The sequence below is a fragment of the Streptomyces sp. NPDC006997 genome (assembly GCF_040635175.1).
Taxonomy (GTDB): domain Bacteria; phylum Actinomycetota; class Actinomycetes; order Streptomycetales; family Streptomycetaceae; genus Streptomyces.
The window spans coordinates 68,218-94,934 of the sequence record NZ_JBEYHH010000017.1 but is presented as its reverse complement, the minus strand read 5'-3'; the positions used below and the strand labels follow the sequence as shown (position 1 = coordinate 94,934).

The 26,717-nt window shown below is 73.2% G+C and carries 29 protein-coding genes and 1 tRNA gene; 12 read left to right on the top strand and 18 right to left on the bottom strand.

Going from position 1 to position 26,717, the window contains the following annotated elements; translation table 11 throughout:
• The first annotated feature begins 73 nt into the window (after positions 1 to 73).
• The 6 genes from ABZ659_RS18765 to ABZ659_RS18740 all read left to right on the top strand — a co-directional run bounded on the left by ABZ659_RS18765 (position 74) and on the right by ABZ659_RS18740 (position 7,799).
• The gene (locus ABZ659_RS18765; protein ID WP_360220792.1) at positions 74 to 958 is read left to right on the top strand and encodes a DUF2797 domain-containing protein; all 885 of its coding nucleotides are present in this window, start codon (positions 74 to 76) and stop codon (positions 956 to 958) included.
• 114 nt (positions 959 to 1,072) lie between these two features.
• Entirely contained in the window at positions 1,073 to 1,813 is a 741-nt protein-coding gene (locus tag ABZ659_RS18760) for a response regulator transcription factor (protein WP_360220789.1), read from the top strand.
• Positions 1,810 to 3,408 (top strand): HAMP domain-containing sensor histidine kinase, encoded by a 1,599-nt coding sequence (locus tag ABZ659_RS18755; protein ID WP_360220786.1) that lies wholly within the window; start codon positions 1,810 to 1,812, stop codon positions 3,406 to 3,408. The genes ABZ659_RS18760 and ABZ659_RS18755 overlap by 4 nt, the downstream gene beginning before the upstream one ends.
• A 14-nt stretch (positions 3,409 to 3,422) precedes the next feature.
• Positions 3,423 to 4,823, top strand: a complete 1,401-nt coding sequence (locus tag ABZ659_RS18750) for a bifunctional glycosyltransferase family 2/GtrA family protein (RefSeq protein ID WP_360220783.1) — start codon at positions 3,423 to 3,425, stop codon at positions 4,821 to 4,823.
• Positions 4,820 to 6,934, top strand: coding sequence for a glycosyltransferase family 39 protein (locus tag ABZ659_RS18745; RefSeq protein ID WP_360220780.1), 2,115 nt, complete (start codon positions 4,820 to 4,822; stop codon positions 6,932 to 6,934). The genes ABZ659_RS18750 and ABZ659_RS18745 overlap by 4 nt, the downstream gene beginning before the upstream one ends.
• Before the next feature lie 100 nt (positions 6,935 to 7,034).
• On the top strand, positions 7,035 to 7,799 hold the full coding sequence (locus tag ABZ659_RS18740) for a TetR/AcrR family transcriptional regulator (protein WP_360220777.1): 765 nt from the start codon (positions 7,035 to 7,037) through the stop codon (positions 7,797 to 7,799).
• A gap of 34 nt (positions 7,800 to 7,833) precedes the next feature.
• Here ABZ659_RS18740 and ABZ659_RS18735 read toward each other — a convergent pair whose 3' ends face one another.
• Positions 7,834 to 8,304, bottom strand: coding sequence for a PPOX class F420-dependent oxidoreductase (locus ABZ659_RS18735; protein ID WP_360220774.1), 471 nt, complete (start codon positions 8,302 to 8,304; stop codon positions 7,834 to 7,836).
• Between the two features lie 145 nt (positions 8,305 to 8,449).
• Here ABZ659_RS18735 and ABZ659_RS18730 point away from each other — a divergent pair, with 145 nt between their 5' ends.
• Complete coding sequence (locus ABZ659_RS18730) at positions 8,450 to 9,217, top strand: ANTAR domain-containing protein (RefSeq protein WP_360220771.1); 768 nt, start codon at positions 8,450 to 8,452, stop codon at positions 9,215 to 9,217.
• A 50-nt stretch (positions 9,218 to 9,267) separates the two neighbouring features.
• Positions 9,268 to 10,029, top strand: coding sequence for a GAF and ANTAR domain-containing protein (locus ABZ659_RS18725; RefSeq protein WP_360220768.1), 762 nt, complete (start codon positions 9,268 to 9,270; stop codon positions 10,027 to 10,029).
• Here ABZ659_RS18725 and ABZ659_RS18720 read toward each other — a convergent pair.
• The 3 genes from ABZ659_RS18720 to ABZ659_RS18710 all read right to left on the bottom strand — a co-directional run bounded on the left by ABZ659_RS18720 (position 10,012) and on the right by ABZ659_RS18710 (position 14,003).
• A complete protein-coding gene (locus tag ABZ659_RS18720) occupies positions 10,012 to 10,833 on the bottom strand; it encodes a YceI family protein (RefSeq protein WP_360220765.1) in 822 nt (273 codons plus the stop codon). The genes ABZ659_RS18725 and ABZ659_RS18720 overlap by 18 nt on opposite strands.
• Positions 10,834 to 10,917: 84 nt before the next feature.
• Positions 10,918 to 13,410, bottom strand: a complete 2,493-nt coding sequence (locus tag ABZ659_RS18715; RefSeq protein WP_360220762.1) for an MFS transporter — start codon at positions 13,408 to 13,410, stop codon at positions 10,918 to 10,920.
• Positions 13,411 to 13,469: 59 nt separating this feature from the next.
• Positions 13,470 to 14,003, bottom strand: coding sequence for a MarR family transcriptional regulator (locus ABZ659_RS18710; RefSeq protein WP_360220759.1), 534 nt, complete (start codon positions 14,001 to 14,003; stop codon positions 13,470 to 13,472).
• Positions 14,004 to 14,211: 208 nt separating this feature from the next.
• Here ABZ659_RS18710 and ABZ659_RS18705 point away from each other — a divergent pair, with 208 nt between their 5' ends.
• Positions 14,212 to 14,406 carry a hypothetical protein gene (locus ABZ659_RS18705; RefSeq protein WP_360220756.1) on the top strand — a complete coding sequence of 65 codons (195 nt, stop codon included), beginning with the start codon at positions 14,212 to 14,214 and terminating at the stop codon, positions 14,404 to 14,406.
• 630 nt (positions 14,407 to 15,036) lie between these two features.
• Here ABZ659_RS18705 and ABZ659_RS18700 read toward each other — a convergent pair.
• The 8 genes from ABZ659_RS18700 to ABZ659_RS18665 form a co-directional block, all read right to left on the bottom strand.
• Complete coding sequence (locus tag ABZ659_RS18700; RefSeq protein WP_360220753.1) at positions 15,037 to 15,957, bottom strand: RNA polymerase sigma factor SigF; 921 nt, start codon at positions 15,955 to 15,957, stop codon at positions 15,037 to 15,039.
• Positions 15,958 to 16,297: 340 nt separating this feature from the next.
• On the bottom strand, positions 16,298 to 17,140 hold the full coding sequence (locus ABZ659_RS18695) for an RNA polymerase sigma factor SigF (protein ID WP_360220750.1): 843 nt from the start codon (positions 17,138 to 17,140) through the stop codon (positions 16,298 to 16,300).
• 181 nt (positions 17,141 to 17,321) lie between these two features.
• Positions 17,322 to 17,615, bottom strand: coding sequence for a Dabb family protein (locus ABZ659_RS18690; RefSeq protein ID WP_360220747.1), 294 nt, complete (start codon positions 17,613 to 17,615; stop codon positions 17,322 to 17,324).
• Positions 17,612 to 17,791 carry a hypothetical protein gene (locus ABZ659_RS18685; protein ID WP_360220744.1) on the bottom strand — a complete coding sequence of 60 codons (180 nt, stop codon included), beginning with the start codon at positions 17,789 to 17,791 and terminating at the stop codon, positions 17,612 to 17,614. Before ABZ659_RS18685 ends, ABZ659_RS18690 begins: the two co-directional genes overlap by 4 nt.
• A 112-nt stretch (positions 17,792 to 17,903) precedes the next feature.
• A tRNA-Ser gene (locus ABZ659_RS18680) sits at positions 17,904 to 17,988 on the bottom strand.
• 82 nt (positions 17,989 to 18,070) lie between these two features.
• Positions 18,071 to 18,502 (bottom strand): tRNA adenosine(34) deaminase TadA, encoded by a 432-nt coding sequence (gene tadA, locus ABZ659_RS18675; RefSeq protein WP_360220741.1) that lies wholly within the window; start codon positions 18,500 to 18,502, stop codon positions 18,071 to 18,073.
• A 110-nt stretch (positions 18,503 to 18,612) separates the two neighbouring features.
• Positions 18,613 to 19,140, bottom strand: a complete 528-nt coding sequence (locus ABZ659_RS18670; RefSeq protein ID WP_360221013.1) for a hypothetical protein — start codon at positions 19,138 to 19,140, stop codon at positions 18,613 to 18,615.
• Positions 19,141 to 19,408: 268 nt separating this feature from the next.
• Positions 19,409 to 19,666, bottom strand: coding sequence for a hypothetical protein (locus ABZ659_RS18665; protein ID WP_360220738.1), 258 nt, complete (start codon positions 19,664 to 19,666; stop codon positions 19,409 to 19,411).
• A 220-nt stretch (positions 19,667 to 19,886) separates the two neighbouring features.
• Between ABZ659_RS18665 and upp the strand changes: the two genes are divergently transcribed.
• Positions 19,887 to 20,522 (top strand): uracil phosphoribosyltransferase, encoded by a 636-nt coding sequence (upp, locus tag ABZ659_RS18660; protein ID WP_360220735.1) that lies wholly within the window; start codon positions 19,887 to 19,889, stop codon positions 20,520 to 20,522.
• A gap of 24 nt (positions 20,523 to 20,546) precedes the next feature.
• Here upp and ABZ659_RS18655 read toward each other — a convergent pair whose 3' ends face one another.
• The 6 genes from ABZ659_RS18655 to ABZ659_RS18630 all read right to left on the bottom strand — a co-directional run bounded on the left by ABZ659_RS18655 (position 20,547) and on the right by ABZ659_RS18630 (position 23,803).
• Positions 20,547 to 21,206 (bottom strand): LytR C-terminal domain-containing protein, encoded by a 660-nt coding sequence (locus ABZ659_RS18655; RefSeq protein ID WP_360220732.1) that lies wholly within the window; start codon positions 21,204 to 21,206, stop codon positions 20,547 to 20,549.
• A 124-nt stretch (positions 21,207 to 21,330) separates the two neighbouring features.
• A complete protein-coding gene (locus tag ABZ659_RS18650; protein WP_004943146.1) occupies positions 21,331 to 21,627 on the bottom strand; it encodes a type II toxin-antitoxin system VapB family antitoxin in 297 nt (98 codons plus the stop codon).
• Positions 21,628 to 21,832: 205 nt separating this feature from the next.
• On the bottom strand, positions 21,833 to 21,970 hold the full coding sequence (locus ABZ659_RS18645) for a hypothetical protein (RefSeq protein WP_360220729.1): 138 nt from the start codon (positions 21,968 to 21,970) through the stop codon (positions 21,833 to 21,835).
• 62 nt (positions 21,971 to 22,032) lie between these two features.
• Positions 22,033 to 22,368, bottom strand: coding sequence for a hypothetical protein (locus tag ABZ659_RS18640; RefSeq protein WP_360220726.1), 336 nt, complete (start codon positions 22,366 to 22,368; stop codon positions 22,033 to 22,035).
• Between the two features lie 100 nt (positions 22,369 to 22,468).
• Positions 22,469 to 23,137 carry an HdeD family acid-resistance protein gene (locus ABZ659_RS18635; RefSeq protein WP_360220724.1) on the bottom strand — a complete coding sequence of 223 codons (669 nt, stop codon included), beginning with the start codon at positions 23,135 to 23,137 and terminating at the stop codon, positions 22,469 to 22,471.
• A gap of 69 nt (positions 23,138 to 23,206) precedes the next feature.
• Positions 23,207 to 23,803, bottom strand: a complete 597-nt coding sequence (locus ABZ659_RS18630) for an HhH-GPD-type base excision DNA repair protein (protein WP_360220721.1) — start codon at positions 23,801 to 23,803, stop codon at positions 23,207 to 23,209.
• A gap of 119 nt (positions 23,804 to 23,922) precedes the next feature.
• On the opposite strand from ABZ659_RS18630, the gene ABZ659_RS18625 reads away from it, so the two are divergent.
• On the top strand, positions 23,923 to 26,091 hold the full coding sequence (locus tag ABZ659_RS18625) for a penicillin acylase family protein (RefSeq protein ID WP_360220718.1): 2,169 nt from the start codon (positions 23,923 to 23,925) through the stop codon (positions 26,089 to 26,091).
• Positions 26,084 to 26,701: a GNAT family N-acetyltransferase gene (locus tag ABZ659_RS18620; RefSeq protein WP_360220715.1), complete on the top strand. Its 618-nt coding sequence runs from the start codon at positions 26,084 to 26,086 to the stop codon at positions 26,699 to 26,701. Before ABZ659_RS18625 ends, ABZ659_RS18620 begins: the two co-directional genes overlap by 8 nt.
• Positions 26,702 to 26,717: the final 16 nt, after the last annotated feature.

The following is a 26,717-nucleotide window of genomic DNA, read 5'->3' as shown; positions in this document are numbered from 1 at the left end:
CGTCGCTGAGCCCTCCCCCGACGCCGCTGACCGAACCGTGCGTTGTCAGTGGGGCCGCCTACGCTTCTGAGTGATGGCACGGACATGGAAGTGCTCGGGGCTGCGGTGGGTGTCGGGGCGGCCCGAGCTGGTGTGGGACGGGGGGCGGAGGAGTGCGCTGGACTGGGGGAAGCGGGTCGCCTTCGGGGTGGTCGAAGGGGGTGTGCGGGAGTGCGTGGGGGCGCGGGGGAACCCCTGTCCGGTGCGGGCCGTCGTCGCCGGGCGGAGTACCGGGGCGCGGTGCGAGACCTGCGGGCGGCTTGACCGGGCGCACTCCGTCGCCGCCGATACCGTCGCCGACGACCCGCGGCCGTACCACGTGTACCTCGCCTGGTTCGGGCCCGGCCTGGTCAAGGTCGGGATCACGGCCGTCGAGCGGGGGTCGGCACGGCTGCTGGAGCAGGGGGCGGTCTGCTTCAGCTGGCTCGGCGCCGGGCCGCTGATGGCGGCACGCCGGGCTGAGGAGCTGTTGCGGGCGGCGCTGGGGGTGCCGGACCGGATCCCGTACGGCGCCAAGCGGGCGGTGCGGGCCGCGCTGCCGGAGGGGGAGGCGGAACGGGCGGAGGACGTGCGGGAGTTGCACGCGCGGGCCGTGGGACTCGCCCAGTGGCCGGAGTCGTTGGTGCGCGAGCCGTGCCAGGTCGTCGACCACGTGCGGGCGTTCGGGCTGGACGGGGGAGGGCCCGCGGCCGTGGGGGAGGTGAGCGAGCTGGCCGCCGGTGGGGTGGTGAGCGGGGAACTGGTGGCCGCCGCCGGGCCCGACCTGCATCTCGGGGCCGCGGGGGAGGTGGTCGTCCTCGACACCCGGCTGATGACGGGGTGGGAGCTGGTCGCCCGCGGAGGGGAGGACGGCGGGCTCACCGTTCCGGTCCGGGCGTTCAGGGCACCGGCAGGCCCGCTCCAGGACGGGCTGTTCTGACGGGTGCCGCCCGGGTCCCGTGCCCGCCCCACCTGAGAGCCACCTGTGCGTTTCTCAGACGAATCACAGGTTCCCGAAAGCGTGCTCTCAGAGCCGGTGGACATCGTGGCCGGCATGACCACGACCTCGCCCCAGGGGCGCACCGAACTGCTGAGGCCGGACGGGAGCCCCGTCCGGGTGCTCGTCGTGGACGACGAGCTGTCCCTCACGGAACTGCTGTCGATGGCCCTCCGCTACGAGGGCTGGCAGATCCGCACCGCCGGGGACGGACACGGCGCCGTCCAGACCGCGCGGCAGTTCCGGCCGGACGCCGTCGTCCTGGACATGATGCTGCCCGACATGGACGGCCTGGCCGTCCTCGGCCGGTTGCGGCGGGAGCTGCCGGACGTCCCCGTGCTCTTCCTCACCGCCAAGGACGCGGTGGAGGACCGGATCGCCGGTCTCACCGCGGGCGGCGACGACTACGTCACCAAGCCGTTCTCCCTGGAGGAGGTGGTCGCCCGGCTGCGCGGGCTGATCCGCAGGTCGGGGGCGGCGGACCGGCGCTCGGAGTCCCTGCTCGTCGTCGGCGACCTCACCCTCGACGAGGACAGCCACGAGGTCACCCGCGCCGGGGACTCCATCCACCTGACCGCGACCGAGTTCGAGCTGCTGCGCTTCCTGATGCGCAACCCGCGGCGCGTGCTCAGCAAGGCGCAGATCCTGGACCGGGTCTGGTCGTACGACTTCGGCGGGCAGGCCAACGTCGTCGAGCTGTACATCTCCTACCTGCGGCGCAAGATCGACGCCGGTCGGGAGCCGATGATCCACACCCGGCGCGGCGCCGGTTACCTGATCAAGCCCGCGGTGTCATGACGGCCCATCCACGCGGACGCCGACGGCCGCGTGGCCTCCGGGGGCCGGGGCGCCAGCCGCGCACGCTGCGGACCCGGCTCGTCGTCGCGTCCGTCGTGCTGATCGCCGTCGTCTGCGCGGTGATCGGCTCGGTCACCACGCTCGCGCTCCGCTCCCACCTCTACGAGCAGCTCGACGGGCAGCTGAACGAGGTCGCGAGGCGTGCCGACGGGGCGCTCGCGCCGCCCGGCGACGGCAGGGACGGCCACCCCGCCACGGCCGAGCCCCTCGACCTCGACACCTTCGTCACCCACGGCCCGCAGCCCAAGGGCACCATCGCCGCCGCAGTCCAGGACGGCACCGTCACCGACGCCCGCGTGGGCAGGGACTCCGCCGACGCCTACGCGATGACGTCCGAGCCGCTCACCACGGCGCAGCTGGCCGCCCTCGCCACCGTCCCGCCGCACGAGGGCACGCCGCGCACCCTCGACCTCCCCGGCCTCGGCGGGTACCGCGTCGCGTACACCACCGGCCCGAACGGCAGCCACTACGTCGCCGTCCCCACCGCCGGTGTCACCAGCACCGTCAACACCCTGATGCTCGTCGAGGTCAGCGTCACCGCCGCCGGTCTCGCCGCCGCCTCCCTCGCCGGGGCCGCCATCGTCGGCGTCGCCCTGCGCCCGCTGCGCCGCGTCGCCGCCACCGCCACCCGGGTCTCCGAACTCCCCCTGCACAGCGGCGAGGTCAACCTCGACGAACGCGTCCCGGAGTCCGAGTGCGACCCGCACACCGAGGTCGGCCAGGTCGGCGCCGCCCTCAACCGGATGCTCGACCACGTGCACGGCGCCCTGCACGCCCGCCAGCGCAGCGAGACCCGGGTACGCCAGTTCGTCGCCGACGCCAGCCACGAGCTGCGCACCCCGCTCGCCTCCATCCGCGGGTACGCCGAACTGACCCGGCGCGGCCGGGAGCGGGTCGGCCCCGACACCCGGCACGCGCTGGGCCGCATCGAGTCCGAGGCGGGCCGGATGACGCTGCTCGTGGAGGACCTGCTGCTCCTCGCCCGCCTCGACGCGGGCCGCCCGCTCCAGTTCGAGCGGACCGATCTCGTCCCCCTCGTCGTCGACAGCGTCAGCGACGCGCGCGCCGCGGGCCGGGACCACGTCTGGCGGCTCGACCTGCCCGACGAACCCGCCCCCGTCGCCGCGGACGCCGCCCGCCTGCACCAGGTGCTGGTCAACCTGCTCGCCAACGCCCGCACCCACACCCCGCCCGGCACCACCGTCACCGCACGGGTCCGGCACAGCGGGGCGTGGCTCTGCGTGGACGTCCAGGACGACGGCCAGGGCATCCCGCCCGCCCTGCTCCCCCATGTCTTCGAACGGTTCGCCCGCGGCGACTCCGCCCGTTCCCGCACCACCGGCTCGACCGGGCTCGGCCTCGCCATCGTGCAGGCCGTGGCCGCCGCGCACGGCGGCGCCGTGACCGTCGACAGCGCGCCCGGCCGGACGGTGTTCACGGTGCGCCTGCCCGCGCTCCCGCGGGCGTGCGCCCACGAGACGCCGTACTCACAGGTGCGGCACAGCCTCAGCACACGGGTGCGACAGGGCGCCTGAGAAGAGTCGGTGCCATGCGAACCGACTCTTCTCCCGGCACCCTGCCGGCGCGGGAGCACCTCCCGGCCGGAGACGCCGGTACGCCTGTCCTGGACGTGGTGATCCCCGTCCACAACGAGGAGAAGGACCTCCAGCCCTGTGTGCTGCGGCTGCACGCGCACCTCGCGCGGACCTTCCCGTACGCCTTCCGCATCACCGTCGCCGACAACGCCTCCACCGACACCACCGCGCTGGTCGCCCGGCGGCTGGCCGAGCGGATCCCGGAGGTCCGGGCCGTACGGCTGGAGCAGAAGGGGCGCGGGCGCGCGCTGCGGGCGGTGTGGTCCGCGTCCGACGCGCCGGTCCTCGCCTACATGGACGTCGACCTGTCCACCGACCTCAACGCGCTGCTCCCGCTCGTCGCCCCGCTGATCTCCGGCCACTCGGACCTGGCGATCGGGTCCCGGCTCGCGCGCTCCTCGCGGGTCGTGCGCGGCGCGAAGCGGGAGTTCATCAGCCGCTCGTACAACCTCATCCTGCGCGGCTCGCTCCAGGCCCGGTTCTCCGACGCCCAGTGCGGGTTCAAGGCGATCCGGCGGGACGTGGCGCGGGCGCTGCTGCCGCTGGTGGAGGACACCGGCTGGTTCTTCGACACCGAGCTGCTGGTGCTCGCCGAGCGCGCCGGGCTGCGCATCCACGAGGTGCCGGTCGACTGGGTCGACGACCCCGACTCCACCGTCCACATCGTCAGCACGGCGACCGACGACCTCAGGGGCGTCTGGCGGGTGGGCAGAGCCCTGGCCACCGGTTCGCTGCCGCTCGACCGGCTCGCGCGGCCCTTCGGTGACGACCCCCGCGACCGCGACGTCAAGGACGTCCCCGGCGGACTGGCCCGCCAGCTCGTCGGCTTCTGCGTCGTCGGCGGCCTGTCCACCCTCTTCTACCTGCTCCTCTACACCGGCTTCCGGTCCTTCACCGGCTCCCAGGTCGCCAACGCGCTCGCGCTGCTCGTCTCCGCGGTCGCGAACACCGCGGCCAACCGGCGCCTCACCTTCGGCGTGCGCGGGCGCGGCGGCGCGGTACGGCACCAGGCGCAGGGCCTCGTCGTCTTCGGTATCGGCCTCGCCCTGACCAGCGGTTCCCTGGCCGCCCTGAGCGCCGCCAGCTCCGACCCCGCGCACTCGACCGAGCTGGCCGTGCTGATCGCCGCCAACCTCGCGGCGACGGTGCTGCGGTTCCTGCTCTTCCGGGCGTGGGTGTTCCCGGAGCAGCGGGACGCCCACCTGGCCGCGGAGCGACACCCGACCCCGACCCCGACCCCCACCCCCACCACCAGCGCCACCTGGCAGGACGCGGCCACACGGCTCCAGCCGGTACGCCCGCACGACACCGATCCGATGGCGACCCGATCCGCCGATCCGAGGGACTTGCGATGACCAGCACCACCGCCCTGCCCGGCCCACCGGCCGCCACCCCACCGGCCGCCACCCCGGCGGCACACGCCGCGCCCGGTACCTCCCTCCCACGGCGGCTGTGGCGCGGCCGTCCCGAGGACCCCCACTGGGTGCGCCCCGCGTTCCTCGGCACGCTGCTGCTGGTCGGCGCCCTCTACACGTACAGCCTCACGGCGTCCGGCTACGCCAACTCCTTCTACTCCGCGGCCGTGCAGGCGGGCAGCCAGTCGTGGAAGGCGATGTTCTTCGGCTCGCTGGACGCGGCCAACGCCATCACCGTCGACAAGCCCCCGGCGTCCCTGTGGCCGATGGCCCTGTCCGTGCGGCTGCTCGGCCTCAACTCCTTCGCGATCCTCTTCCCCCAGGTGCTGATGGCGGTCGCGACGGCCGGGGTGCTGTACGCCTCCGTGCGCCGCCGGTTCGACGCGGGCGCCGGGTTCCTCACCCTCGCGGTCTTCGCGCTGACGCCGGTCGCCGCGCTGATGTTCCGCTTCAACAACCCGGACGCCGCCCTCGCCCTGCTGATGGCGGTCGCCGTGTACGGCACCCAGCGCGCCCTCGAACAGGCGCGGACCAGGTGGCTGGCGTGGGCCGGGGTGGCGATCGGGCTGGCGTTCCTCGTCAAGACGCTCCAGGCGTTCCTGATCCTGCCGGTGCTGGCGCTCGTCTACGTCGTCTGCGCGCCGACCGGGCTGAAGAGGCGCGTCGGGCAGGTGCTGCTCGCCGGGCTGGCCATGGTGGTCGCGGGCGGCTGGTGGGTGGCCGTCGTCGAACTGTGGCCCGCGTCCTCACGGCCGTACATCGGCGGCTCGCAGGACAACTCCTTCCTGGAGCTGACCTTCGGCTACAACGGCCTCGGCCGCATCAACGGCGAGGAGACCGGCAGCGTCGGCGGCGGTGGCGGCCAGGGCGGTGGCCACTGGGGCGAGACCGGCTGGGACCGGATGTTCGGCTCCAGCGTCGGCGGGCAGATCTCCTGGCTGATCCCGGCCGCGCTGATCCTGCTGGTGGCGGCGCTCGTCGCGACCCGCAGGCGGGGCCGCACCGACGCCACCCGCGCCCTGTTCCTGCTCTGGGGCGGCTCCCTGCTGATCACCATGGCGGTCTTCAGCTACATGCAGGGCATCTTCCACGAGTACTACACCGTCGCCCTCGCCCCCTACGTCGCCCCGCTGACCGGCATGGGGGCCGCCCTGCTGTGGCGCGAGCGCGCACGACCCCGGGCCGCGCTGACGGCCGCCGCGGCGATGGCGGCCACGGCCGCCTGGGGATACGTCCTGCTCAACCGCTCCTCCGGCTCCTACCCGGGGCTCAAGTGGCTGGTGCTCGTGGGCGGGCTGGTGGCCGCGCTGGGGCTGGTGTTCGTGGGTCGGCTCGGACGCCGACCGGCCCTGGCGGTGGCGGGACTCGGCGTCGTCGCCGCGCTCGCCGGACCCACGGCGTACTCCCTGACGACCCTGAACGAGGGCCACACCGGGTCGATCGTCACCGCCGGTCCGGCGGTCGCGGGCGGCACGGGGGGCGGGCCCGGCGGGGGGCGTGGCGGTGGTGGCATGGGCGGCGGGCCCGGCGGCGCGGGCGGGTTCCCCGGGCAGAACGGCCAGCCCGGTCAGCGGAACGGCCAGCCGGGCCAGCAGCCCCCGACCGGCGGCTTCCCCAGCCAGGGCCAGCAGGGCCAGCCGGGCCAGCAGGAACAACCCACCACCCCCGGCGGCGCCATGGGCGGCCTCCTCAACGGCTCCACCGTCGACGACGAGGCCAGGGAGCTCCTGGAGACGGACGCGTCGGACTACACCTGGGCCGCCGCCGCCATCGGCTCCCAGAACGCCGCCAGCTACCAGCTCGCCACCGGCGAACCCGTGATGGCCATCGGGGGCTTCAACGGCACGGACCCGTCCCCGACGCTGGCCCAGTTCAAGGAGTACGTGGCCGACGGGAAGATCCACTACTTCATCGCGGGCGGCGGCATGGGCGGCGGCATGGGCGGCGCCGGCGAGGGAGGCTCCTCCCAGATCACCTCCTGGGTCGAGGAGAACTTCAGGGAGGTGACGGCCGGTTCGGCCACCTTCTCAGACCTGACCCAGCCGAACTGACCGCTCGTCTCCCCCGGGGGAGGAGGATTCGGGACGGCGGCGGCGTTGCGGTGCCGGGCCGAGCGGGAAGATGCCCAGGGAGTAGCGAGGAAGGTGCCCCATGGCGAGAGACGGCGCGGCCGGGAGACCGGCGCGGACCAGTGTCTGGCTGGCGGACCGGGCGCGTCACGCCGGCCGGGGCGGCGGGCAGCCGTCGGGGCTCGACCGGGAGCGGATCACCGAGGTGACCGTGCGGCTGCTGGACGCCGAGGGGCTGGCCCGGTTCTCCATGCGGCGGCTGGCGGCGGAGCTGAACGTCACCGCGATGTCCGTCTACTGGTACGTCGACACCAAGGACGACCTGCTCGAACTCGCCCTGGACGCCGTCCACGGCCAACTGGGCCTGCCCGACCCGGAGGCCGACGAGGACTGGCGCGACCAGCTGCGCACGCTCGCCCGCGAGTACCGGACGCTGCTGGTCCGCCACCCCTGGCTGTCGCCGCTGGCCGGTACGTACCTCAACATCGGCCCGCACGCGCTGGCGTTCTCCCGCGCCGTCCAGCGCGTGATCCGCAGGACGGGCCTGCCCGCGCACGGCATGACGGGGGCGATCTCGGCGGTCTTCCAGTTCGTGTACGGGTACGGCACCGTCGAGGGCCACTTCATCGCCCGCAGCGCCGACTTCGGCATGACGCCGGACGACTACTTCCGGCACTCCGTGCGCACGGTGACGGAGTCGCCGACGACCGCCGACGTCGTGGAGGAGTCGAGGGACCTCATCGCGGCGCGCGGCGGCGGCACCGTCGAGGAGATGATGGAACGGGACTTCGCCTTCGCCCTCGACCTGCTGGTGGCCGGCATCGAGGCGATGGTGGCGCGCGGCTGACCGCCGTATCCGGCCCCCGCCCCGTCGGGCGCGGCTACTCCCCCTCCACCAGTCGCGCCGGGAAGCCCCCGGTCGCCACCGGCCCCCACCGCTCCGGCGTGATCCGGATGATCGACTTGCCCTGCCTGACCATGGCGGCCCGGTACTCGTCCCAGTCCGGGTGCTCACCGGCGATGTTGCGGTAGTACTCCACCAGCGGTTCCACCGAGTCGGGCGCGTCGACGACCTCGGCGGTGCCGTCGACCTGGACCCAGGGACCGTTGAAGTCGTCGCTCAGCACGACGAGGCTGACGCGGGCGTCCCGCCTGGCGTTGCGGGTCTTGGCCCGCTCGGGGTAGGTGGAGACGACGATCCGCCCGGAGTCGTCGACGCCGCAGGTCAGCGGAGACGCCTGGGGGCTGCCGTCGGACCGGCGGGTGATCAGCAGGGCGCGGTGCCGGGGCCGTACGAAGTCGAGCAACTCGGACAGGGAGACGCGGGTGTTGGTCGCGATGTTCGGGGCCATGTCGGCAGCCTAGACACTTCGCGGCTAGAGTTCTGTACATCCTGTGCTCGCAGTCGGGAATGTGCTGCGGAGCTTTTCTGCGCATGGCCTTTCAGTGCCGTGCACGCCGAAGAGGTTCGTGGTGACAGCGTCTGAGTTCTCTGGTGTGTCCGATTTCCCGGCCGACGGTGCCGAACCCCGTGATCCCGGGGCGGGTCCGCGTGCCCCGAGCGGCTTCGAGCTGGCCGAGGCGCTGGCGCTGGCCGCCCGGCAACTGCACGACGCCAGCACCGCGCAGGGCACCCTGCGCACCGCCGTCCGGCTCGCGGTACGGCTGCTGCCCGGCGCGGAACACGCCGCCGTCACGGTGGTCGACCGGGGCGACGGCCACCGTACGGTCGCCTGGTCCGACGACCTGGTGCGCACGGTGCAGGGCACCTCACTCCCGTACTGGACCGCCCTCTGGCACACCCCCGTGGTCCGCCTCCCGGACGACGAGGCGACCGGCACCGGCGCCCGGGCCGGGACGGCGATCCCCGCCGGGGCCGACGATCCGGACACCGGCATCCTGCTGCCCGGACCGGGGCTCGCCTCCGCGCTGGCGCTGCGGCTGCGGGCGGACCGGCGCCGCCTCACCGTGCTCACCGCGTACGCCAGGCTGCCGCGCGTCTTCGACGACACCGCCGCCCAGGTCGGACGGCTGTTCACCGCGCACGTCAGCCTGGCGCTGGAGTCGGCGACGGAACGCGAACAGCTCACCGAGGCGATGCGCACCCGCGACCTGATCGGACAGGCCACCGGCGTGCTCATGGAACGCCTGGACATCGACGCGGCGGAGGCCTTCGGCAGCCTGGTGCGGGCCTCCCAGCGGGAGAACGTCAAACTCCGTGACCTGGCCCGCCGCCTGGTCGACGAGTCGCGGCGCACCGTGTGACGATCCCGGCCGCGGGCCTCAACCCGCCTTTTCGGGATACCCGTACGGTCATGAGCCCCGACACCAACGACACACTGGAAATGGCGATGGTGCGCAGCAGTGGACTCGACACGCTGCTGCACGACCTGACCGACCGTGCCGTCCAGGAGGTGCCCGGCGCCGCCGCGTGCAGCGTCACCGTACGCCGCTCCGGACGGCTGCTCACGCTCGCGGGCAGCGGCGGTATGCCCGGCGGACTCGACCAGCGGCAGTACGAGAACGGCGAGGGGCCCTGCGTGGAGGCGGCCCGCACCCAGGCCGAGCAGTACGCGCCCGACCTGACGGCGGAGTCCCGCTGGCCGGATTACCGGGCGTACGCGCTGTCGGTGGGCGTGCGCTGTGTGCTGGCCCTGCCGCTGGCCGTGGAGCCGCAGACGGGCGCCGCCATCAACCTGTACGGCACCGAGCCGGGCTCGCTGGGCGAGAGCCGGGGCGCGGCGCGGGCGTTCGCGGCCCGCGCCGCGGACACCATCAGCGTCGCGCTGCGCATCGAACGGGAGCGGACCTCGGTGGCCGACGTCCGCACCGCGCTGCTCTCCCGCAGCGTCATCGACCAGGCCATCGGCATCCTGATGGCCCAGGAACGGGTCAGCGCCCAGCACGCGCTGGCCCGGCTGCGGCGCCTGTCACAGGACCGGAACGTCAAACTCCGCGACCTGTGCGGCGCGTTGGTGGCGAGAGTCGGCGGTACGGACGCACCCCCGCCCGTGCCCCGCACCTCCACGCCCCGCACGTCCACGCCCCGGACGCCCCCGTCACCCGGTCGGCAGTGACGCGCCCCGTACCGCCTGCACGTCCAGCTCCACCCTGAGCGTCGTACCGACGGCGGCGATGCCCGCCTGGACGACCTGGTCGTAGTGCATCGCGAAGTCCTCGCGGCGCAGTTCGGCCGTGGCCCGGAAGGCCGCGCGGGTGCCGCCCCAGGGGTCGGCGCCGGTGCCGAGGTAGGCCAGGGCCAGGTCGACGGGGCGTACGACGCCGCGCAGGTCCAGCTCGCCGTGGACGGTCCAGCGGTCGGGGCCGTCCGCGGTGAGTCCGGTGGAGCGGTAGGTGATCTCGGGGTGGTTCCCGGCGTCCAGGAAGTCCGCGGAGCGCAGGTGGGTGTCGCGGGTGCCGTTGCCGGTGTCGATGGAGGCGGCGCGGATGACGGCGTCCACCCGGGACTTCGTGACGTCGTCCGGCGCGATCTCGACCGACGCCGCGAAGTCCGTGAACCGGCCCCGCACACTGGAGATCCCCAGGTGCTGGGCGACGGCGGCCACGCTGGAGTGCGCCGGGTCGACGGTCCACGGCCCCGGCGGCGGCAGCTCCTCCCCGCCCTGCCGGACCAGCGTCACCGTCCCCGCCTCGGCCCGCCCGCTCGCGGTGACCAGCGCGCCGACGGCCGTGGGCGCGTACCCGACGGCGGTGACGATGACCGTGTACGCCCCCGGGGGCAGCGCCGTCGCGTCCCGCACGGCGCCCCCGGCGTCCGCCTCCGCGCGCAGCACCTGCGCCCCGCGCATGTCGGTCACCGTGACGACCGCGTGCGAGACGGCCCATCCGTCCCGGGTGCGGACCTTCGCGGTCAGTCCCATGTCTCACTACTCCCGTTGGCTGGAACCGGCCCGGGGAGCGCGTCACCGCTACAGAGCGCGCTCCCCGGGCCGGGGTCTGCTGTCCTACTCGGCCGGGTGGGCCAGTTCGATGTCGTGGTCGTCGGCGCCCGCGCCGCCGACGGCCAGCGAGGTCGCCACGGGCGGGTAACCGGTGGCGATGACCGTGTACTCGCCGCCGTCCAGGTCGGTGAAGGCGTACGCCCCGTCCGCCCCGGTGGTGGCCGAGCCGACCACGTTGCCCGCCGCGTCGACGAGCGTCACGCGGGCGTCGGCGAGCGGACCGTGCGGCGCGCGGACGACGCCCCGCACCCGGGCCCCGGCGTCCAGCTCGACCTCGACACGGGTGACCCCGGTGCCGCCCACCTCCACGGGCAGCGCGCTCGGCCGGTACCCGGTGGCGTTCACCGCGACGGTTACGGCCCCCGGCACCAGCTCCGTGAAGGAGAACTCGCCCTGCGCGCCGGTGGTCCCCCCGGCCAGCAGGTCGCCGCGCACATCGGTGACGACGACCATCGCGTCCGGCAGGGGCTCCCCGCTCCCGGCCGCCCGCACCAGCCCGCTCAGCCCACTGGTGCCGCCGAGCAGGACGTCGTACGACAGCGGCTCGCCGTTCACCACGATGGTGGACGCCTGCGGCTGGAACCCGTCGGCGGAGGCGATCAGGACGTACGAGCCCTCGCCCGGCGCGTCCACGGCGTAGGAGCCGTCGGGCTGCGCGACCGAGCGGCCCAGCTGGCGGCCGGAGAGCGAGATCAGCGTGACGGCGGCCTGCGGGACGGGCGCGTCCTCGGCGCCGCGGATCTGGCCGCGGACGGGGATGCCGGTGGGGGCGCCGGTGGCGGGCACAGGGGTGGCGGGCACGGGCGTGGCGGGCACGGGCGTGGCGGCTTCCCGCTCGACCTCGGCGACCGGCGCCGGAACCGGAGCCGCTTCCTCCGCAGGCTTCTCCGCTGCCTGCGACTGCGACTGCGCCAGCGCCGAGCTGGTCCGCAGCGGAACCTCCTTGATGAAGACGGAGAACACCAGCGCGAGCAGCGCGACCGGTGCCGCGTACAGGAACACGTCCGCGATGCCATGGCCGTACGCGCCCTCGACCACGGTCCGCAGCGGGCCGGGCAGCGCGTCCACGTCGGGGATGCTGCCGGTGCCCGAGCCGGACTCGGCGAGTGCGGCGGCGTACTTCGGGTCGAGGGTGGCGAGCCCGTCCTCCAGGTGGTCGGTGATGCGGTGGCTGAGCACCGCGCCCAGCGCGGAGACGCCGACCGCGCCGCCCAGGGAGCGGAAGAAGTTCACGACGGAGCTGGCGGCGCCCAGATCGCTCGGGACCACCTGGTTCTGCGTGCAGAGCACCAGGTTCTGCATCATCATGCCGACGCCGAGACCCAGCAGCGCCATGGAGACGCCGACGTGCCAGTACACGGTGTCGTACCGGATGGTGCCGAGCAGTCCGAGCCCGCCGGTCACAAGCACACCACCGGCGAGCAGCCACGCCTTCCAGCGCCCGGTGCGGGTGATGACCTGCCCGGAGACGGTGGAGGAGACGAAGAGGCCGGCGATCATCGGGATGGTCATGACGCCGGACATGGTCGGCGACTTGTCGCGGGCCAGCTGGAAGTACTGGCTGAAGAAGATGGTGCCCGCGAACATCGCGATGCCGACGAACAGCGAGGCCAGCGACGCCAGCGTGATCGTGCGGTTCCGGAACAGCCGCAGCGGGATGATCGGCTCGGACGCCCTCGTCTCGGTGAGCAGGAAGAGCGCGAGCAGCGCCAGCGTGCCGCCGACCATGGCGTACGTCTGCGTGGACACCCAGTCGTACTTGTCACCGGCGAACGTCACCCAGATCAGCAGCAGGCAGACCGCGGCGGTGATGAGGAACGCGCCCGCCCAGTCGACCTTGACCTGGCGCTTGACGACCGGGAGGTGCAGGGTGCGCTGGAGCACGACCAGGGCTATGACGGCGATCGGCACGGCGACGTAGAAGCACCAGCGCCAGCCGAGCGAGTCGGTGTCGGTGATCACACCGCCGATCAGCGGGCCGCCGACCATCGCGGTCGCAAAGGTCGCGCCGAGGTAGCCGTTGTACCGGCCGCGCTCCCGCGGGGAGATCATCGCCGCGAGGATGATCTGCGCGAGCGACGACAGACCGCCCATGCCGATGCCCTGCACCGCGCGGAAGGTGATCAACATGCCCGGGTTCTGCGACAGCCCGGCCGCGGCCGAGCCCAGCACGAAGATGACGAGCGCCAGCTGCACCAGCAGCTTCTTGGAGACCAGGTCCGCGAGCTTGCCCCACAGCGGGGTGGACGCGGTCATCGTCAGCAGCGACGCGGTCACGACCCAGGTGTAGGCGCTCTGGCCGCCGCCGAGGTCCGTGATGATCTGGGGCAGGGCGTTGGAGACGATCGTCGACGACAGGATCGCGACGAACATGCCGAGCAGCAGACCGGTGAGCGCCTCCATGATCTGCCGGTGCGTCATGGGGGCGTCGCCGGTGTGGTGGCCCCCCGAGTGCTTGGCGTGGGCCCGCACACCGGATGGTGTGGTCGTTGCCATGGGCTTCCTTTTCCTACGTGGTGTCTTCGGGTGTACGGGGACGCGGGTGGTCGGCGCGCCTATGCGGGCGGCGACGGGGTGGGCGTGGATGCCGGTGCCGGTGCCGGTGTCTGCGTCGGCGTCTGCGTCGGTGTCCGCGTCGGTGTCGGCCAGGCCGGCGTCGTACGGCAGTCGCCGAAGCTCTCGCGCAGCCGGGTCATCAGCCGGACGAGCTGGCCGATCTCGTCGTCGGTCCAGTCGCCCAGCCGCTCGGCCAGCAGCGCGCTGCTGCGCCGGGACAGCTCGTCGAGGACGGCGCGCCCCGCGGGGGTCAGCCGCAGGATGCGCGAGCGCTTGTCCCCGGGGTCGGGGGAGCGGACGATCCAGCCGCGCTCGGCGACGTGCGCGACATGGCGGCTGGTGACGGACATGTCGACCGCGAGCAGCTCCGCCAGCCTGCCGATGCGCATGTCGCCGTGCCGGTCGAGCAGGGTCAGCACCGTGGCCGAACCGCCGGGACAGTCGGTGGGCAGCACCCGGCCGATGTCCCGCTTGACGGCTCCGAGCGCGCTGAGCTGACGGGCCAGCTCCTCGTACTGCGCCTGTTCGGCCATGGACCACTCCCTGATTTGTTGCTTAGGGCAACCATAGAAACAGTTGGTTGCCGCAGGCAAATGAAAAACGGGTGGTACGGCACAAAAACTTGGCAAAGGCAAGTATTGGCGACCGTAAAGGTGCAGGTGACGTCTGCCGCGGCTGAGCGACGCCGGTCAGGCGCCCCGCACTTGGGCGTCCCCCGCCTTTTCGCTAGGGTCTCGGCCCATGGCCAACACCCAGAATCCCCAGGGCAACCCGGACCCCGCGGGCAACACCCAGATGTTCCGCGCGTTCGTCGACGAGGCCCCCCAGGGCCGCCAGCAGCAGGCCGCCTCCGCCGGTCCCCGTCTCGGTCTGATCATCGGCGTCGTCGTCGCCGTGGCGATCGTCGCGGCGGTCGCCTGGCTGGCGCTGAAGTAACGGACGCCGGTGGGGCCGCTCCCACCGCACGGAGACGTCCCGCGTCTCCACGCGCGTCCCGAGCGGCACCCTCCATACCGCCACGCACACCGTCCAGTCCCCCGTCTTCCGCGCACCCGGCCCGATCGGCGCCGGAAGCGCCTCGGTGGACTCGACGGTGCCCCAGTCGACGCCGGGCGCGCCGATGACGGGGGCCCTGATCTGGCGGAAGCCGGGAACTCGGGGGAGGGCGCCGAAGGTCGGCGTGCCCGAAAGCACCGAAGACCCGCCGGTGGTTGTGGAACCCGACGCTCGCCCGCTCACACCGCCGAGTCGGAGTCCGACTCGGCGCCTACGTGGATGTCTCGTCCTCATCGAGAGGCGGCAGCCGCACCCCCGCCGAGGGCGTCACCGCCGTACCGCTGCCGGACGAGGCACCGGCACCGCCGACGGCGATGACCGCCCGCACCGCCGCCGCCCCGACCGGAGGCGAGGACGGTGCCCGCGCAGAGGACGACCGCCGACGCGACCGTGCGGGCGCCTCGGCGGCCACGGGCCCGGGCGGGCCCGACGCTTCTCACGGCTGGGAGCATCGCGCCATGGTGGCTGACGCCCCGTCAGTGGCGCAGGACGGTACGGCGGACAGCGGGATCAGTCCGAGATGAGCCCTTCCCGCAGCTGCGCCAGGGTCCGGGTCAGCAGCCGGGAGACGTGCATCTGGGAGATGCCGACCTCGTCGCCGATCTGCGACTGGGTCATGTTGGCGAAGAAGCGGAGCATGATGATCCGCCGCTCGCGGGGCGGCAGCTTGGCCAGCAGCGGCTTCAGGGACTCGCGGTACTCCACGCCCTCCAGCGCCGTGTCCTCGTAGCCGAGCCGGTCGGCCAGGGAGCCCTCGCCGCCGTCGTCCTCGGGGGCCGGGGAGTCCAGGGAGGAGGCGGTGTAGGCGTTGCCGACCGCGAGGCCGTCGACGACGTCCTCCTCGGAGACGCCGAGCACGGCGGCCAGTTCGGTGACCGTCGGGGAGCGGTCCAGCTTCTGGGACAGCTCGTCGCTCGCCTTGGTGAGGGCCAGCCGCAGCTCCTGGAGGCGCCGGGGCACCCGCACCGACCAGGAGGTGTCCCGGAAGAACCGCTTGATCTCGCCGACGACGGTCGGCATCGCGAAGGTCGGGAACTCGACCCCGCGTTCGCAGTCGAAGCGGTCGATCGCCTTGATGAGGCCGATGGTGCCGACCTGGACGATGTCCTCCATCGGCTCGTTGCGCGAGCGGAAACGGGCCGCCGCGTACCGGACCAGGGGGAGGTTCAGCTCGATCAGGGTGTCCCGGACGTAGGCGCGCTCGGGGCTTGACTCGTCCAGCGTGGCGAGCCGCAGGAACAGGGAGCGGGACAGCGTTCGGGTGTCGATGACTTCCGGGGTCTCCGGAGCCGGAAGGACCGGGACCGCCGCGGCCGGGAGGGCCGGAGCGTCGTGGATGGCGTCGATGGCGTCGAGCGCGTCGAGCGCCTCGGGCGCTGTCTCGCTCTTGGTGAGCGTGAGCACCTTCGAGCTGCCCTGTTCTGCGGACATGCCACCCCCTTTGGGTCGCGGGACGGTCGTGGCGGACGCTCCCGTGGAGGAACGCAGCCTTCACCTGAATACCGGAGCCGGGGCACCGGCAAACGCGCTTCCGGCAGAATGTCACATGTCGGCAACACGCTGTAGTGACATGTCGACAAGTAAAACGCGAATCAGCGCTGGCAACAGGGGGTCTGACGGCTTCTCAGCGCGCGAACGGCACCATCGTCCCTGGTGAGCGATTCGCTCGCAACGGTGACGGCTCGCTTCCGCTTTCGGTTGTGCGCCGGTGGAGTCCGGATCGAGCCGCCTGGCCTGCGGGAAGCGCCGGACCCGGCGGGCCCGTCGGGCCCTACGCGTCGATCCGGTTGGCGGACCGCAGCCGCTGGAAGCTGCGCGCGAGGAGCCGGGAGACGTGCATCTGGGAGACGCCGAGTTCCGCGCTGATCTGCGACTGGGTGAGGTTGCTGTAGTAGCGCAGCAGCAGGATCCGCTGCTCCCGCTCGGGCAGTTGCACCAGCAGGTGCCGTACGAGGTCCCGGTGCTCGACGCCGTCCAGCGCGGGGTCCTCGTAGCCGAGCCGGTCGAGCAGCCCCGGCAGCCCGTCGCCCTCCTGGGCGGCCTCCAGGGAGGTGGCGTGGTACGACCGCCCGGCCTCGATGCAGGAGAGCACCTCGTCCTCGGTGATCCGCAGCCGCTCGGCGATCTCGGCGGTGGTCGGGGAGCGCCCGAACGCCGTGGTCAGGTCCTCGGTGGCGCTGTTGACCTGCACCCACAGCTCGTGCAGACGGCGCGGTACGTGGACGGTGCGGACGTTGTCCCGGAAGTACCGCTTGATCTCGCCGACGACGGTGGGCATGGCGAAGGTCGGGAACTGCACGCCGCGGTCCGGGTCGAAGCGGTCGATGGCGTTGATGAGGCCGATGGTGCCGACCTGGACGACGTCCTCCATCGGCTCGTTGCGGGAGCGGAAGCGGGCGGCGGCGTAGCGGACCAGCGGGAGGTTGGCCTCGATCAGTGCCCCACGGACCCGGTCGTGCTCCGGCGTGCCCGGCTGAAGCTCCTTGAGCTGTCCGAAGAGCACCTGCGTGAGCGCCCGGGTGTCGGCGCCACGGCTGCGCTGCGGGGTGGCGGCGGCCGGGGCGGGAGCCTCTTCCTGGGGCGGCGCAGTACTGGCCGACACGGTCAACGCCACCTCTTCTTCGGTCTCTCTGCGGTCAACTCATCCGTCAACTCATCCTTCAAAAGCGGTCATAGCATCACAAGACATGTGCACCGTGTGCAAGCACCACAAAGTGCCGTGTTGGTGGTGATTCATGACAAAAGCCCCCCGTCTCGTCGACGGAGGGCCGGGTGCCAGCCGGGGCGCGGGAGGCTCAGAACTCGTAGTCGGCGACCACCCAGGTGGCGAACTCGCGCCAGAGCGCGACGCCCGCCTGGTGCTCGGGGTGCTCCACGTACCGGCGCAGCGCGTCGGCGTCCTCGAAGGCGGAGTTGATGGCGAAGTCGTAGGCGATGGGACGGTCGCTGAGGTTCCAGCCCAGCTCCCAGAACCGGATCTCGGAGATCTTCCCGTCCAGGGCGCGGAAGGCCGCCACCCCGTCGGCCACGCGCGGGTCGTCGCGCCCGACACCCTCGTCGAGCTTGAACAGGACCAGGTGGCGGATCATGACTTACCTCCGTTGGCCACCCAGGTGGCGAAGTCGCCCAGCGCCTTGGCGGCGTCCGATATGCCCTCGAACCCTATCTGGACGTAGTCGGCTGCCTTCTCCGGATCCGTGATGATCAGATAGAGGACGAAGACCACGACTACGTAGACGGCGATCTTCTTGGCGTTCACCGCCATACGCGGCCTCCCCTGTCTCCGCTGCTGGTGTGGTGCACGAGCACTGAAGTGGTACACGAGCGCGCACATGATCGCACGAAGGGCCCCGTCTGACGACGGGGCCCTTCTTCGGCGGTAGCGGAGGGATTTGAACCCTCGGTGACTTGCGCCACACTCGCTTTCGAGGCGAGCTCCTTCGGCCGCTCGGACACGCTACCGAGGGAGACACTACCCCAAGGTGGGCCGTGCTTTGAAATCGATTCCGGGGGTGCGGGAGTGCGCCCCCGGGGTGTGAGGGGCTCAGCGGGCGCGGAAGAAATCGGTGAGGAGCCCGGCGCACTCCGGGGCGAGCACGCCCTCGATGACCTCGGGCCGGTGGTTGAGGCGCCGGTCGCGGACGACGTCCCAGAGGGAACCGGCCGCGCCCGCCTTGTCGTCGCGGGCGCCGTAGACGACCCGGTCGACGCGGGACTGCACGAGCGCACCGGCGCACATCGTGCAGGGCTCCAGCGTCACGACGAGCGTGCAGTCGGTCAGCCGCCACGCGCCGAGGCGTACGGCGGCCCGGCGGATGGCCAGCACCTCCGCGTGAGCGGTCGGATCGCCGGTCGCCTCACGCTCGTTGTGCCCGGTCGCGAGCACCGTCGTGCCGTCGGCGGCCAGCACGACGGCCCCGACGGGGACGTCCCCGCCCCGGGCCGCCTCGCGGGCCTCGTCCAGGGCGAGCCGCATGGCGGCCCGCCAGGGATCGCGTACGGGGTCGGGTACGGAGTCGGGTACGGAGGCGTGCGCCTCGGGGCGTACGGGTGGTGTACCGGGTCGCGGTTCGGGTTCGGGCGGGGTCAGCGGACGGTCTCCAGTACCTCCGAGGCGCCCAGGGCCCCGGCGATCTCGGTGAGCGCGTCCTCCGACAGCGACAGCAGTTCCTTCTCACTGACGCCGAGGTCGTCGAGGATGCCGGTGTCGCCGACCGGGCCGTGCGGCACGGCCTCGGCGGAGCCGCCGTCCCCGGTGTCGTCGTCCTCGTCCTCACCGTCCTCGGTGCCGTCGAGGTCGAGGGCGTCCAGGTCCGGGTCGTCGTCCCCGGGTTCCCTGCCGAGCAGTTCGTCGGTCAGCAGGATCTCGCCGTAGCTGCTGCGGGCAGCGGCGGCCGCGTCCGAGACGTAGATACGGGGGTCGTCCTCGCCGTCGAGCCGGACGACGCCGAACCAGGCGTCCTCCTGCTCGATCAGGACGAGCACCGTGTCCTCGTCGGGAGAGGCTTCCCGGGCCAGGTCGGCCAGATCCGACAGGGTCTCCACATCGTCGAGCTCCGTGTCGCTCGCTTCCCACCCGTCTTCGGTGCGCGCGAGCAGTGCGGCGAAGTACACCGTGACTCTCCCACTGGTCATAGGCGTGCCGGTTGGGGGTCCCCCCGGCGGAGGTTTCGGGCGGAGAGAGCTGGGCTCCGAGCCCCACCCACTCGGAATCGTGGCAGAAACAAGGCGATCAGGGGATGTCTTCCGCTCCCTGTGTCCCGTGGTTTTGACCGCACCCTCGCGCTCATCCACCAGCACACTCGTTGCCACCACGAGCGGATCGTACGCGCCTTTGGCCATGGGTCACGCACGCCCACCCGGTCTCCGGTGTCGGCTGCCCCTACCAGCGGAACGTCCGCATACGCATCGCCTGCCGCAACCGCGCCACCTTCACCCGCCGCGGCTGCACCCGCTCCCGCAACGCCCGCGCCTCCGCCAACTCCCGCAGGAACAGCGCGCGCCGCCTCCGCCGGTCGGCGTCGGGTTCGGGGACGTCGGGGGCGGGTTCGCGGGCAGGGTCGCGGTCGCGGTTGTGGCTGCGGTCGCGGGTGGTCGGGTCCGGTCGGTTGCCCTTGCCCGTACGGCTTTCCTCGGTCACGCCGCCTCCTCCCTTCGCGCGGCCGGCCAGGGGACCGCGCGGTCGCTCCCGGTCGCGCCGTCTCTCCGGCAGGGCCGCTCTCCGGGGCCGTGACGTCCGCCGCACTTCACGCGCCCCCGCGTGAACGCCCGACCCGTTCCCTCCACCTTCCCCCAGACGGGCGGTTTGGTACCACCGTCGGCGCGGCGCGTGCGGGTCGGGGCGCGGTTACTGTTAGGTCATGCGCCTCCATGTCGTCGACCACCCCCTGGTCGCCCACAAGCTCACCACGCTGCGCGACCAGCGCACCGACTCCGCGACCTTCCGGCGTCTCGCCGACGAGCTGGTCACCCTGCTCGCCTACGAGGCCACCCGCGACGTCCGCACCGAACAGGTCGACATCAAGACGCCGGTCGCCCAGACCACCGGCGTCAAGCTCTCCCACCCGCGCCCCCTGGTCGTGCCGATCCTGCGCGCCGGGCTCGGGATGCTGGACGGCATGGTGCGGCTGCTGCCGACCGCCGAGGTGGGCTTCCTGGGCATGATCCGCAACGAGGAGACGCTCCAGGCGTCCACGTACGCCACCCGGATGCCGGAGGACCTCTCAGGCCGTCAGGTGTACGTGCTCGACCCGATGCTCGCCACCGGCGGCACCCTCGTCGCCGCGATCCAGGAGCTGATCAAGCGCGGCGCGGACGACGTCACCGCCGTGGTCCTGCTGGCCGCCCCCGAGGGCGTCGAACTCATGGAGCGCGAACTCGCCGGTACGCCCGTCACGGTGGTCACCGCCTCCGTGGACGAGCGTCTCAACGAGCACGGCTACATCGTCCCCGGCCTCGGCGACGCCGGTGACCGGATGTACGGCTCGGCGGAGTAGCCGAGCCGCGCCCCCGCCCGCCGCTCAGCAGTCCTTGGCCGCCCCCGACGCCTCCGGCTCGGGTTCGGTCAGCCTGGCCAGGGTCCGGTTCGCCTCCGGCGCCGTGGCCAGCCTCCGGAAGCCGTCGCCGATGATCAGGTCCACGGCGACGTCCTTGCGCTGGGCGTCGGTACGGCGTTCGGCGGCGGGAAGCTGCGCGCCGAGGACGGGCAGCGCGGTGTCGAGGGCGGCGGCGGGGCCGAGCACCACTCCGGCGCCCTTGACCTTCTTGTCGTACTCCTTGGTGGCGTTGCCCACCTCGCCGATCTTGAAGCCACGCTTCTTCAGCTCGTCGGCGGTCTTCTGGGCGAGCCCGGTCCGCGTCGTCGCGTTGAGCACGTTGACCGTGATCTGGCGGGGCGCGGGCAGCGCCGCGGCCCGCGCCGAGCCCTTGCCCGCGCTGGGTGACGGACTCGCGCCCGCGGGGCAGCCAGCCCCGTTCCCGGCCGCTGACGCCTTGTCACCGCCGCCCGTGAAGACGTCGACGAGCTGGAGCGTTCCCCAGCCCACCATGCCGAGGGCGGCGACCGAGGCGACGCCCGCGAGGACGAGCCTGCCGCGTCGCCGGGGACGTCGCATCCGCGGGTACTTGTCCCCCGTGATCCGGTACTGGCCGCCCATGCCGGGGGGAGTCAGCATGCTCATGGGCGCAGCGTAGTGCGCCGGGGCGGCGATGCCTACTAGATGATCATTCGACAGGGCGCGGTCCGGCCGAAAGGACCCGAAAGGGTCAACGGGACGGTGCCGCGCCGGTGTCCCCCCGGGGGCGTCAGTCGAGTTCGAGCACGCGCGCGTGCAGCACCTGGCGCTGCTGGAGGGCCGCCCGGACGGCGCGGTGCAGGCCGTCCTCCAGGTACAGGTCGCCCTGCCACTTCACGACATGCGCGAAGAGGTCGCCGTAGAAGGTGGAGTCCTCGGCGAGGAGTGTCTCCAGGTCGAGTTGCTGCTTGGTCGTCACGAGCTGATCGAGGCGGACCGGGCGCGGTGCGACGTCCGCCCACTGCCGGGTGCTCTCCCGGCCGTGGTCGGGGTACGGCCGGCCGTTTCCGATGCGCTTGAAGATCACACGGAAAGCCTACCGGTCCTGACGTTCCGGGCGCAGCCGTGCGGGCTGAGTGCGGGCCGCGAAATGACGTCGTAAACCCACGTAAAGCGGAAGGTCCTCCGGAAACGGCGGGCCGGGGTGGGGTGCGTGCGGTGTGCACAGGCTGTGGACGGCGGGGCGCGGCGGAGGCGGCCACTCCGTCTCCGCCGCGCCCCGCCCGGGCCCGTCAGCCCTGTTCCCGGCCGCCCTTCGCGGACTGCCGTTCGGGGCGCTGTTCGGCGCGGGTCACGGACTGCGGGGGCCTGTTGCGTACGGCCTCGGCGCGCAGGAGGGCGCGCAGGACCGCGTACGGGTCACTGGGCATGGGTGTGGTTCCGTCCTTGCGGTGTCGATCGGTGACTGGTGGCTGCCGTCAGGGCGGAGCCGTCAGCAGATCAGCACCACGCAGCGCAGGGTCCGGAGGGCGTACGGCGGTGGCGGGGGCGCGGCGGGGTGGGGGGTGTGGGCCGCGGGGGGAACGCGCGGGGGCCCCGGGTCCGTCGGGCGCTGCGGTACGGCGGGGCGGTGCGCGCCCCTGCCCGGTGCCCGCAGGGCCGTGTCGAGGGGGTCGGCCTCCGCCACCGTACCGCCGCTCTCGGCGGTCACCGTCACCGGCGGTACCGCCCGCGCCCCGGCGTGCGCCCCCGGCACGCACAGGACGAGCAGCAGCACCAGCGCCCGTAGCCACGCGTGACGGCGGTCAGGGCGGGGCGTACGGCTCATGTCCGGACGTCTCCCCGGCGGTGCCGCCGGAGCCATCCCGCCGCTCCGCAGATGCACCCGCCCGGCCCAGCGCACGACCCGCCGCCTCACCACCCGTGCCTCACACCTCGCGCGGCACCCGGCCCGCCCGCCGCCTGATGCCGAACCCGGTGACGATCTCGACGACGCCGACCGCGACCAGCCAGCAGCCGCCGACGACGGTGAGTACGGCGACCGACTCGAACGGCGAGACGATCAGCACGACGCCCGCGAGCAGGGTGACGATCCCGAGCAGGAGCTGCCAGCCGCGCGCGGGCATCGCCGGGTCGGAGGCGGCGGCCAGGGTCTGGGTGAGGCCGCGGAACAGCCAGCCGACGCCGATCCACAGGGCGAGCAGCAGGATCGACTGGAGGGCGCCGCGGAAGCAGAACAGGCCGAGCAGGATGGACAGCACGCCGCTGACGAAGGCCATGACGCGCAGCGCGGTGGTCCGGTGCGTACCGAAGGCGGCGGCCAGTTGGAAGGCGCCGCTGAGGAGGAGGTAGAGGCCGAACAGCACGCCGGCGGCCCGCAGTGAGGCGCCCGGCCAGACCAGGACCAGGACGCCCAGGACCAGCGAGGCGACGCCGGTGAGCAGGAGGGCCTGCCAGGCGGAGCGGGAGAGCAGGTGCAGGGGGCCCTCGAAGGGGGGTTCGGGACCGTCGTACCGCTGCCGTCCTCGGGCGGTGGCGTGCGCGTGGCGGTCGTCGTACTCCGGGCCCCAGGGGGAGCCGTTCGGTGCCTCGGTCATGGTCCATGCTGGGGGCGGGCGGGGACGGGGCGCACGCCGGGGCGGGCCACCCGGTGGACGGCCCCGCCGCTACTTCTTCCTGGCTGCCTTGGTCGCCTTGGCCGCCGCCTTCATCTCCTGTTTGTGGGCCCGGACCTTCGCCAGCGACTCCGGGCCGGTGATGTCCGCGACGGAGCGGAAGCTCCCCGGCGTCCCGTAGTCGCCCGCCGCCTCCCGCCAGCCCTCGGGGCGTACGCCGAGCTGCTTGCCGAGCAGGGCGAGGAAGATCTGCGCCTTCTGCCTGCCGAAGCCGGGCAGTTCCTGGAGTCGTCGCAGCAGTCCGGGGCCGGTGTCGGCGTCGGCCCAGACGGCGCTCGCGTCACCGTCGTAGTGCTCGACGAGGTACTGGCACAGCTGCTGGACGCGCTTGGCCATCGAGCCGGGGTAGCGGTGTACGGCCGGTTTCGCGGCGAGCAGGGCGGCGAAGGAGTCGGGGTCGTGCGCGGCGATCTCGTGGGCGTCGAGGTCGTCCGCGCCGAGGCGGGCGGCGATGGTGGCGGGGCCCTTGAACGCCCATTCCATCGGCACCTGCTGGTCCAGCAACATGCCGACGAGCGCGGCGAGCGGACTGCGGCCGAGGAGTGCGTCGGCCTCGGGGTCCTGGGCGAGGTGGAGGGTGACGTCCATGGACCGATGATCCCGCCCGGGGCGGTGGGCCGCTCGGTCGGCTCCCCGGGTCACGTACGATTCCCCCACGGATGCTTAGGTAAGCCTTACCTATTTCTTCAGAGAGGGCGGGTCACGAGGTGACGACCGAGATCTACCGGGACGCCTGGGGCATCCCCCACCTGCGCGCCCCCGACGCCACCGCGCTCGCCCGCGCGCAGGGGCGGGTCACCGCCCTCGACCGCGCCTGGCAACTGGAGGTCGAACGGCACCGCGCCCAGGGCACGTCGGCGTCCTTCCTCGGCCCCGACGCCGTCGCCTGGGACGTGTTCGCCCGGCGCGCCCGCCTCGACGACACCGCCAGACGCTGCTTCGGCTCCCTGGAGGAACGGGACCCGGAGACCGCCGACTGGGTGCGCGCCTACGTCGACGGGGTGAACGACGGCCTCGCCGAAGGGGCCCGCCGCACCCCCGAGTTCGGCCGCACCGGCCTGGCGCCCGGCCGCTGGGAACCGTGGACGCCGCTCGGCGTCTGGCTCGCCACACACATCCTCTTCGCGGGCTTCCCCGCCAAGCTCTGGCGCGACCACGTCGTACGGCACCTCGGGCCCGACGCGGTCGGCCTGTTCGCCACCGACGGCCCCGGCACCTCCGGCAGCAACGGCTGGCTCGTCTCCGGCGCGCGCACCGTCACCGGGCTCGCGGTCATCGCGGGGGACCCGCACCGGTTCATCGAGGACCCCGGCGTCTACCAGCAGGTGCGGCTGTCCTGCCCGGAGTTCGACGTCGTCGGTCTCGCCGTCCCCGGCGTACCGGGCATCGCGCACTTCGGGCACACCGGCACGGTCGCCTGGGCCATCACCAACGCCATGGCCGACTACCAGGACCTCTACCAGGAGCGGCTCCGGCGTACCGGGGCCGGCGTGGAGGCCCTCGGGCCGGACGGGCGGTGGCGTCGGGCGGAACGGTTCACCGAGGTGGTGGGGGTGCGGGGCGCGCCCGAGGTCGAGATCGAGGTCGTCGAGACCGACCGCGGTCCCGTGATCGTGGGTGGTCCTGGCGGGTTTGACGACGGTCCCGTGATCGTGGGTGGTCCTGACGGGTTTGACGACGGTCCCGTCATCGCGGGGGCCCCGAAAGGACCCGACACCGACATCGATCCCGGTCCCGCCCCCCACGCCCTCAGCCTCCGCTACCCGCCCCGCGTCACCGGCGACCTCGGCTTCAGCGCCCTGCTGCCGCTGCTGCGCGCCCGTACCGTGGCCGACGTCGACCGAGCCCTCGACCAGTGGGCGGAACCGGTGAACGTCGTGCAGGCCGCCGACACCGACGGCGGCACCCTGCACCGGGTCGCGGGCCGGGTGCCGGTGCGTGCCGAGCGGGGCCGGGTCCGTACGGTGCCCGCCTGGGAGCCCGGTCACGAGTGGCGGGGCTGGCACGGGACACCACGCGCGGACCTCACCGACGGCGTCGCGGTGATGGCCAACGCGCGCGGCCTGGCCACCCCGCTCGGCGTCGAGTTCGCCGCCCCGCACCGGGCCCGCCGTATCACCGCGCTGCTCGCGGCGAAGGACCGCTGGTCCGCCGCCGACATGCCCGCCGTGCACACGGACACCCACCTCGGCTCGGCCGCCGCGCTGCTCGACCTGCTGGCCGACACCGACCCCGCCGCCCTCACCCCCGAGGCCGCAGCGCTCCGCGACCGGCTCCTGGACTGGGACCGCCGGATGACGGCGGACAGCCGGGACGCGGCGGCCTTCGCGGCGGTGCGCGGCGCGGTCGTGCGCCGTCTCGCCGCCGCACCCGCCTTCGCCGCGCTCACCGAACCGCCCGCCTACCCGGAGGTCCTCCTCCCGTGGCTGGCCCTCGTCCCGCGGATCGGCTACGCGCTGGAGAACCTGCTGCGGGCCGAGGAACTGTACGGCGTCGACCGCCCGGCGGTCGTCCGGGCGGCGCTGGAGGAAGCCACTCGGGGGAGCGTGGCCCGCTGGGGCGACACCCACCGACTGGCCCCCTGGCGGGCCCTCCCCGGAGCCCCGTACGACGAACCCGGCCTCTCCGGCGACCACGACTGCGTGCTGTGCGCCTCGGCCGTGCCCGGCCTCACCGACCTCGCCGCCCGGGGCCCCGCCGCCCGCTACGTGTGGGACCTGGCCCGCCGGGAGGACAGCCGGTGGGTCGTGCCGTTCGGCGCGTCCGGCGTGCCCGGCTCGCCCCACCACCGCGACCAGCTCCCCCTCTGGCTCGCGGGCGACCTCGCCCCCGTCGTCACCGACTGGGACCAGCTCACCAAGGAGACCGATGTCTGACCTCGACGCCGCCCGCTCCCCCAAGCCCGTCCACGAACAGCACGTCGACGGGTTCGGCACCCTCCGCGTCCGCCCCCTCGACGTCACCGCGGACGCCGGGGTGCTGCACGCCTGGGTGAGTGGGGAACGGGCCGCGTTCTGGGGGATGAACGGCCTCACGCGTGAGCAGGTCGCCGAGGTCTACGCCCATATGGACACCCTCGACACCCACCACGCCTTCCTCCTCCTCAGGGAGGACGAGCCGGTCGCCCTGTTGCAGACCTACGAACCCGAGGCCGACCGGGTCGGCGAGTGCTACCGGCCCGAGCCCGGCGACATCGGCCTCCACCTGCTCCTCGCCCCCGCCTCCGCGGGTAGGGCACGCCCCGGCTGGACGGGGACGCTGGTGCGCGTCATCACGTCGTACGTCCTGCTGGTCCTCGACCGGCGGCGGATCGTCGTCGATCCGGACGTGCGCAACGAGAAGGCGATCGCCCGCTTCGTGAGGGAGGGCTTCGTCACGGGGCCCCGGGTCGTCCTGCCGGAGATCGACCTCCCGGACGTGTACCTGCCCGAGAAGCACGCCCAACTCGCGTTCCTCACGCGGGAGGCGGCCTTCCCCGACTCCTGACCCGGAGCCGGTGGGT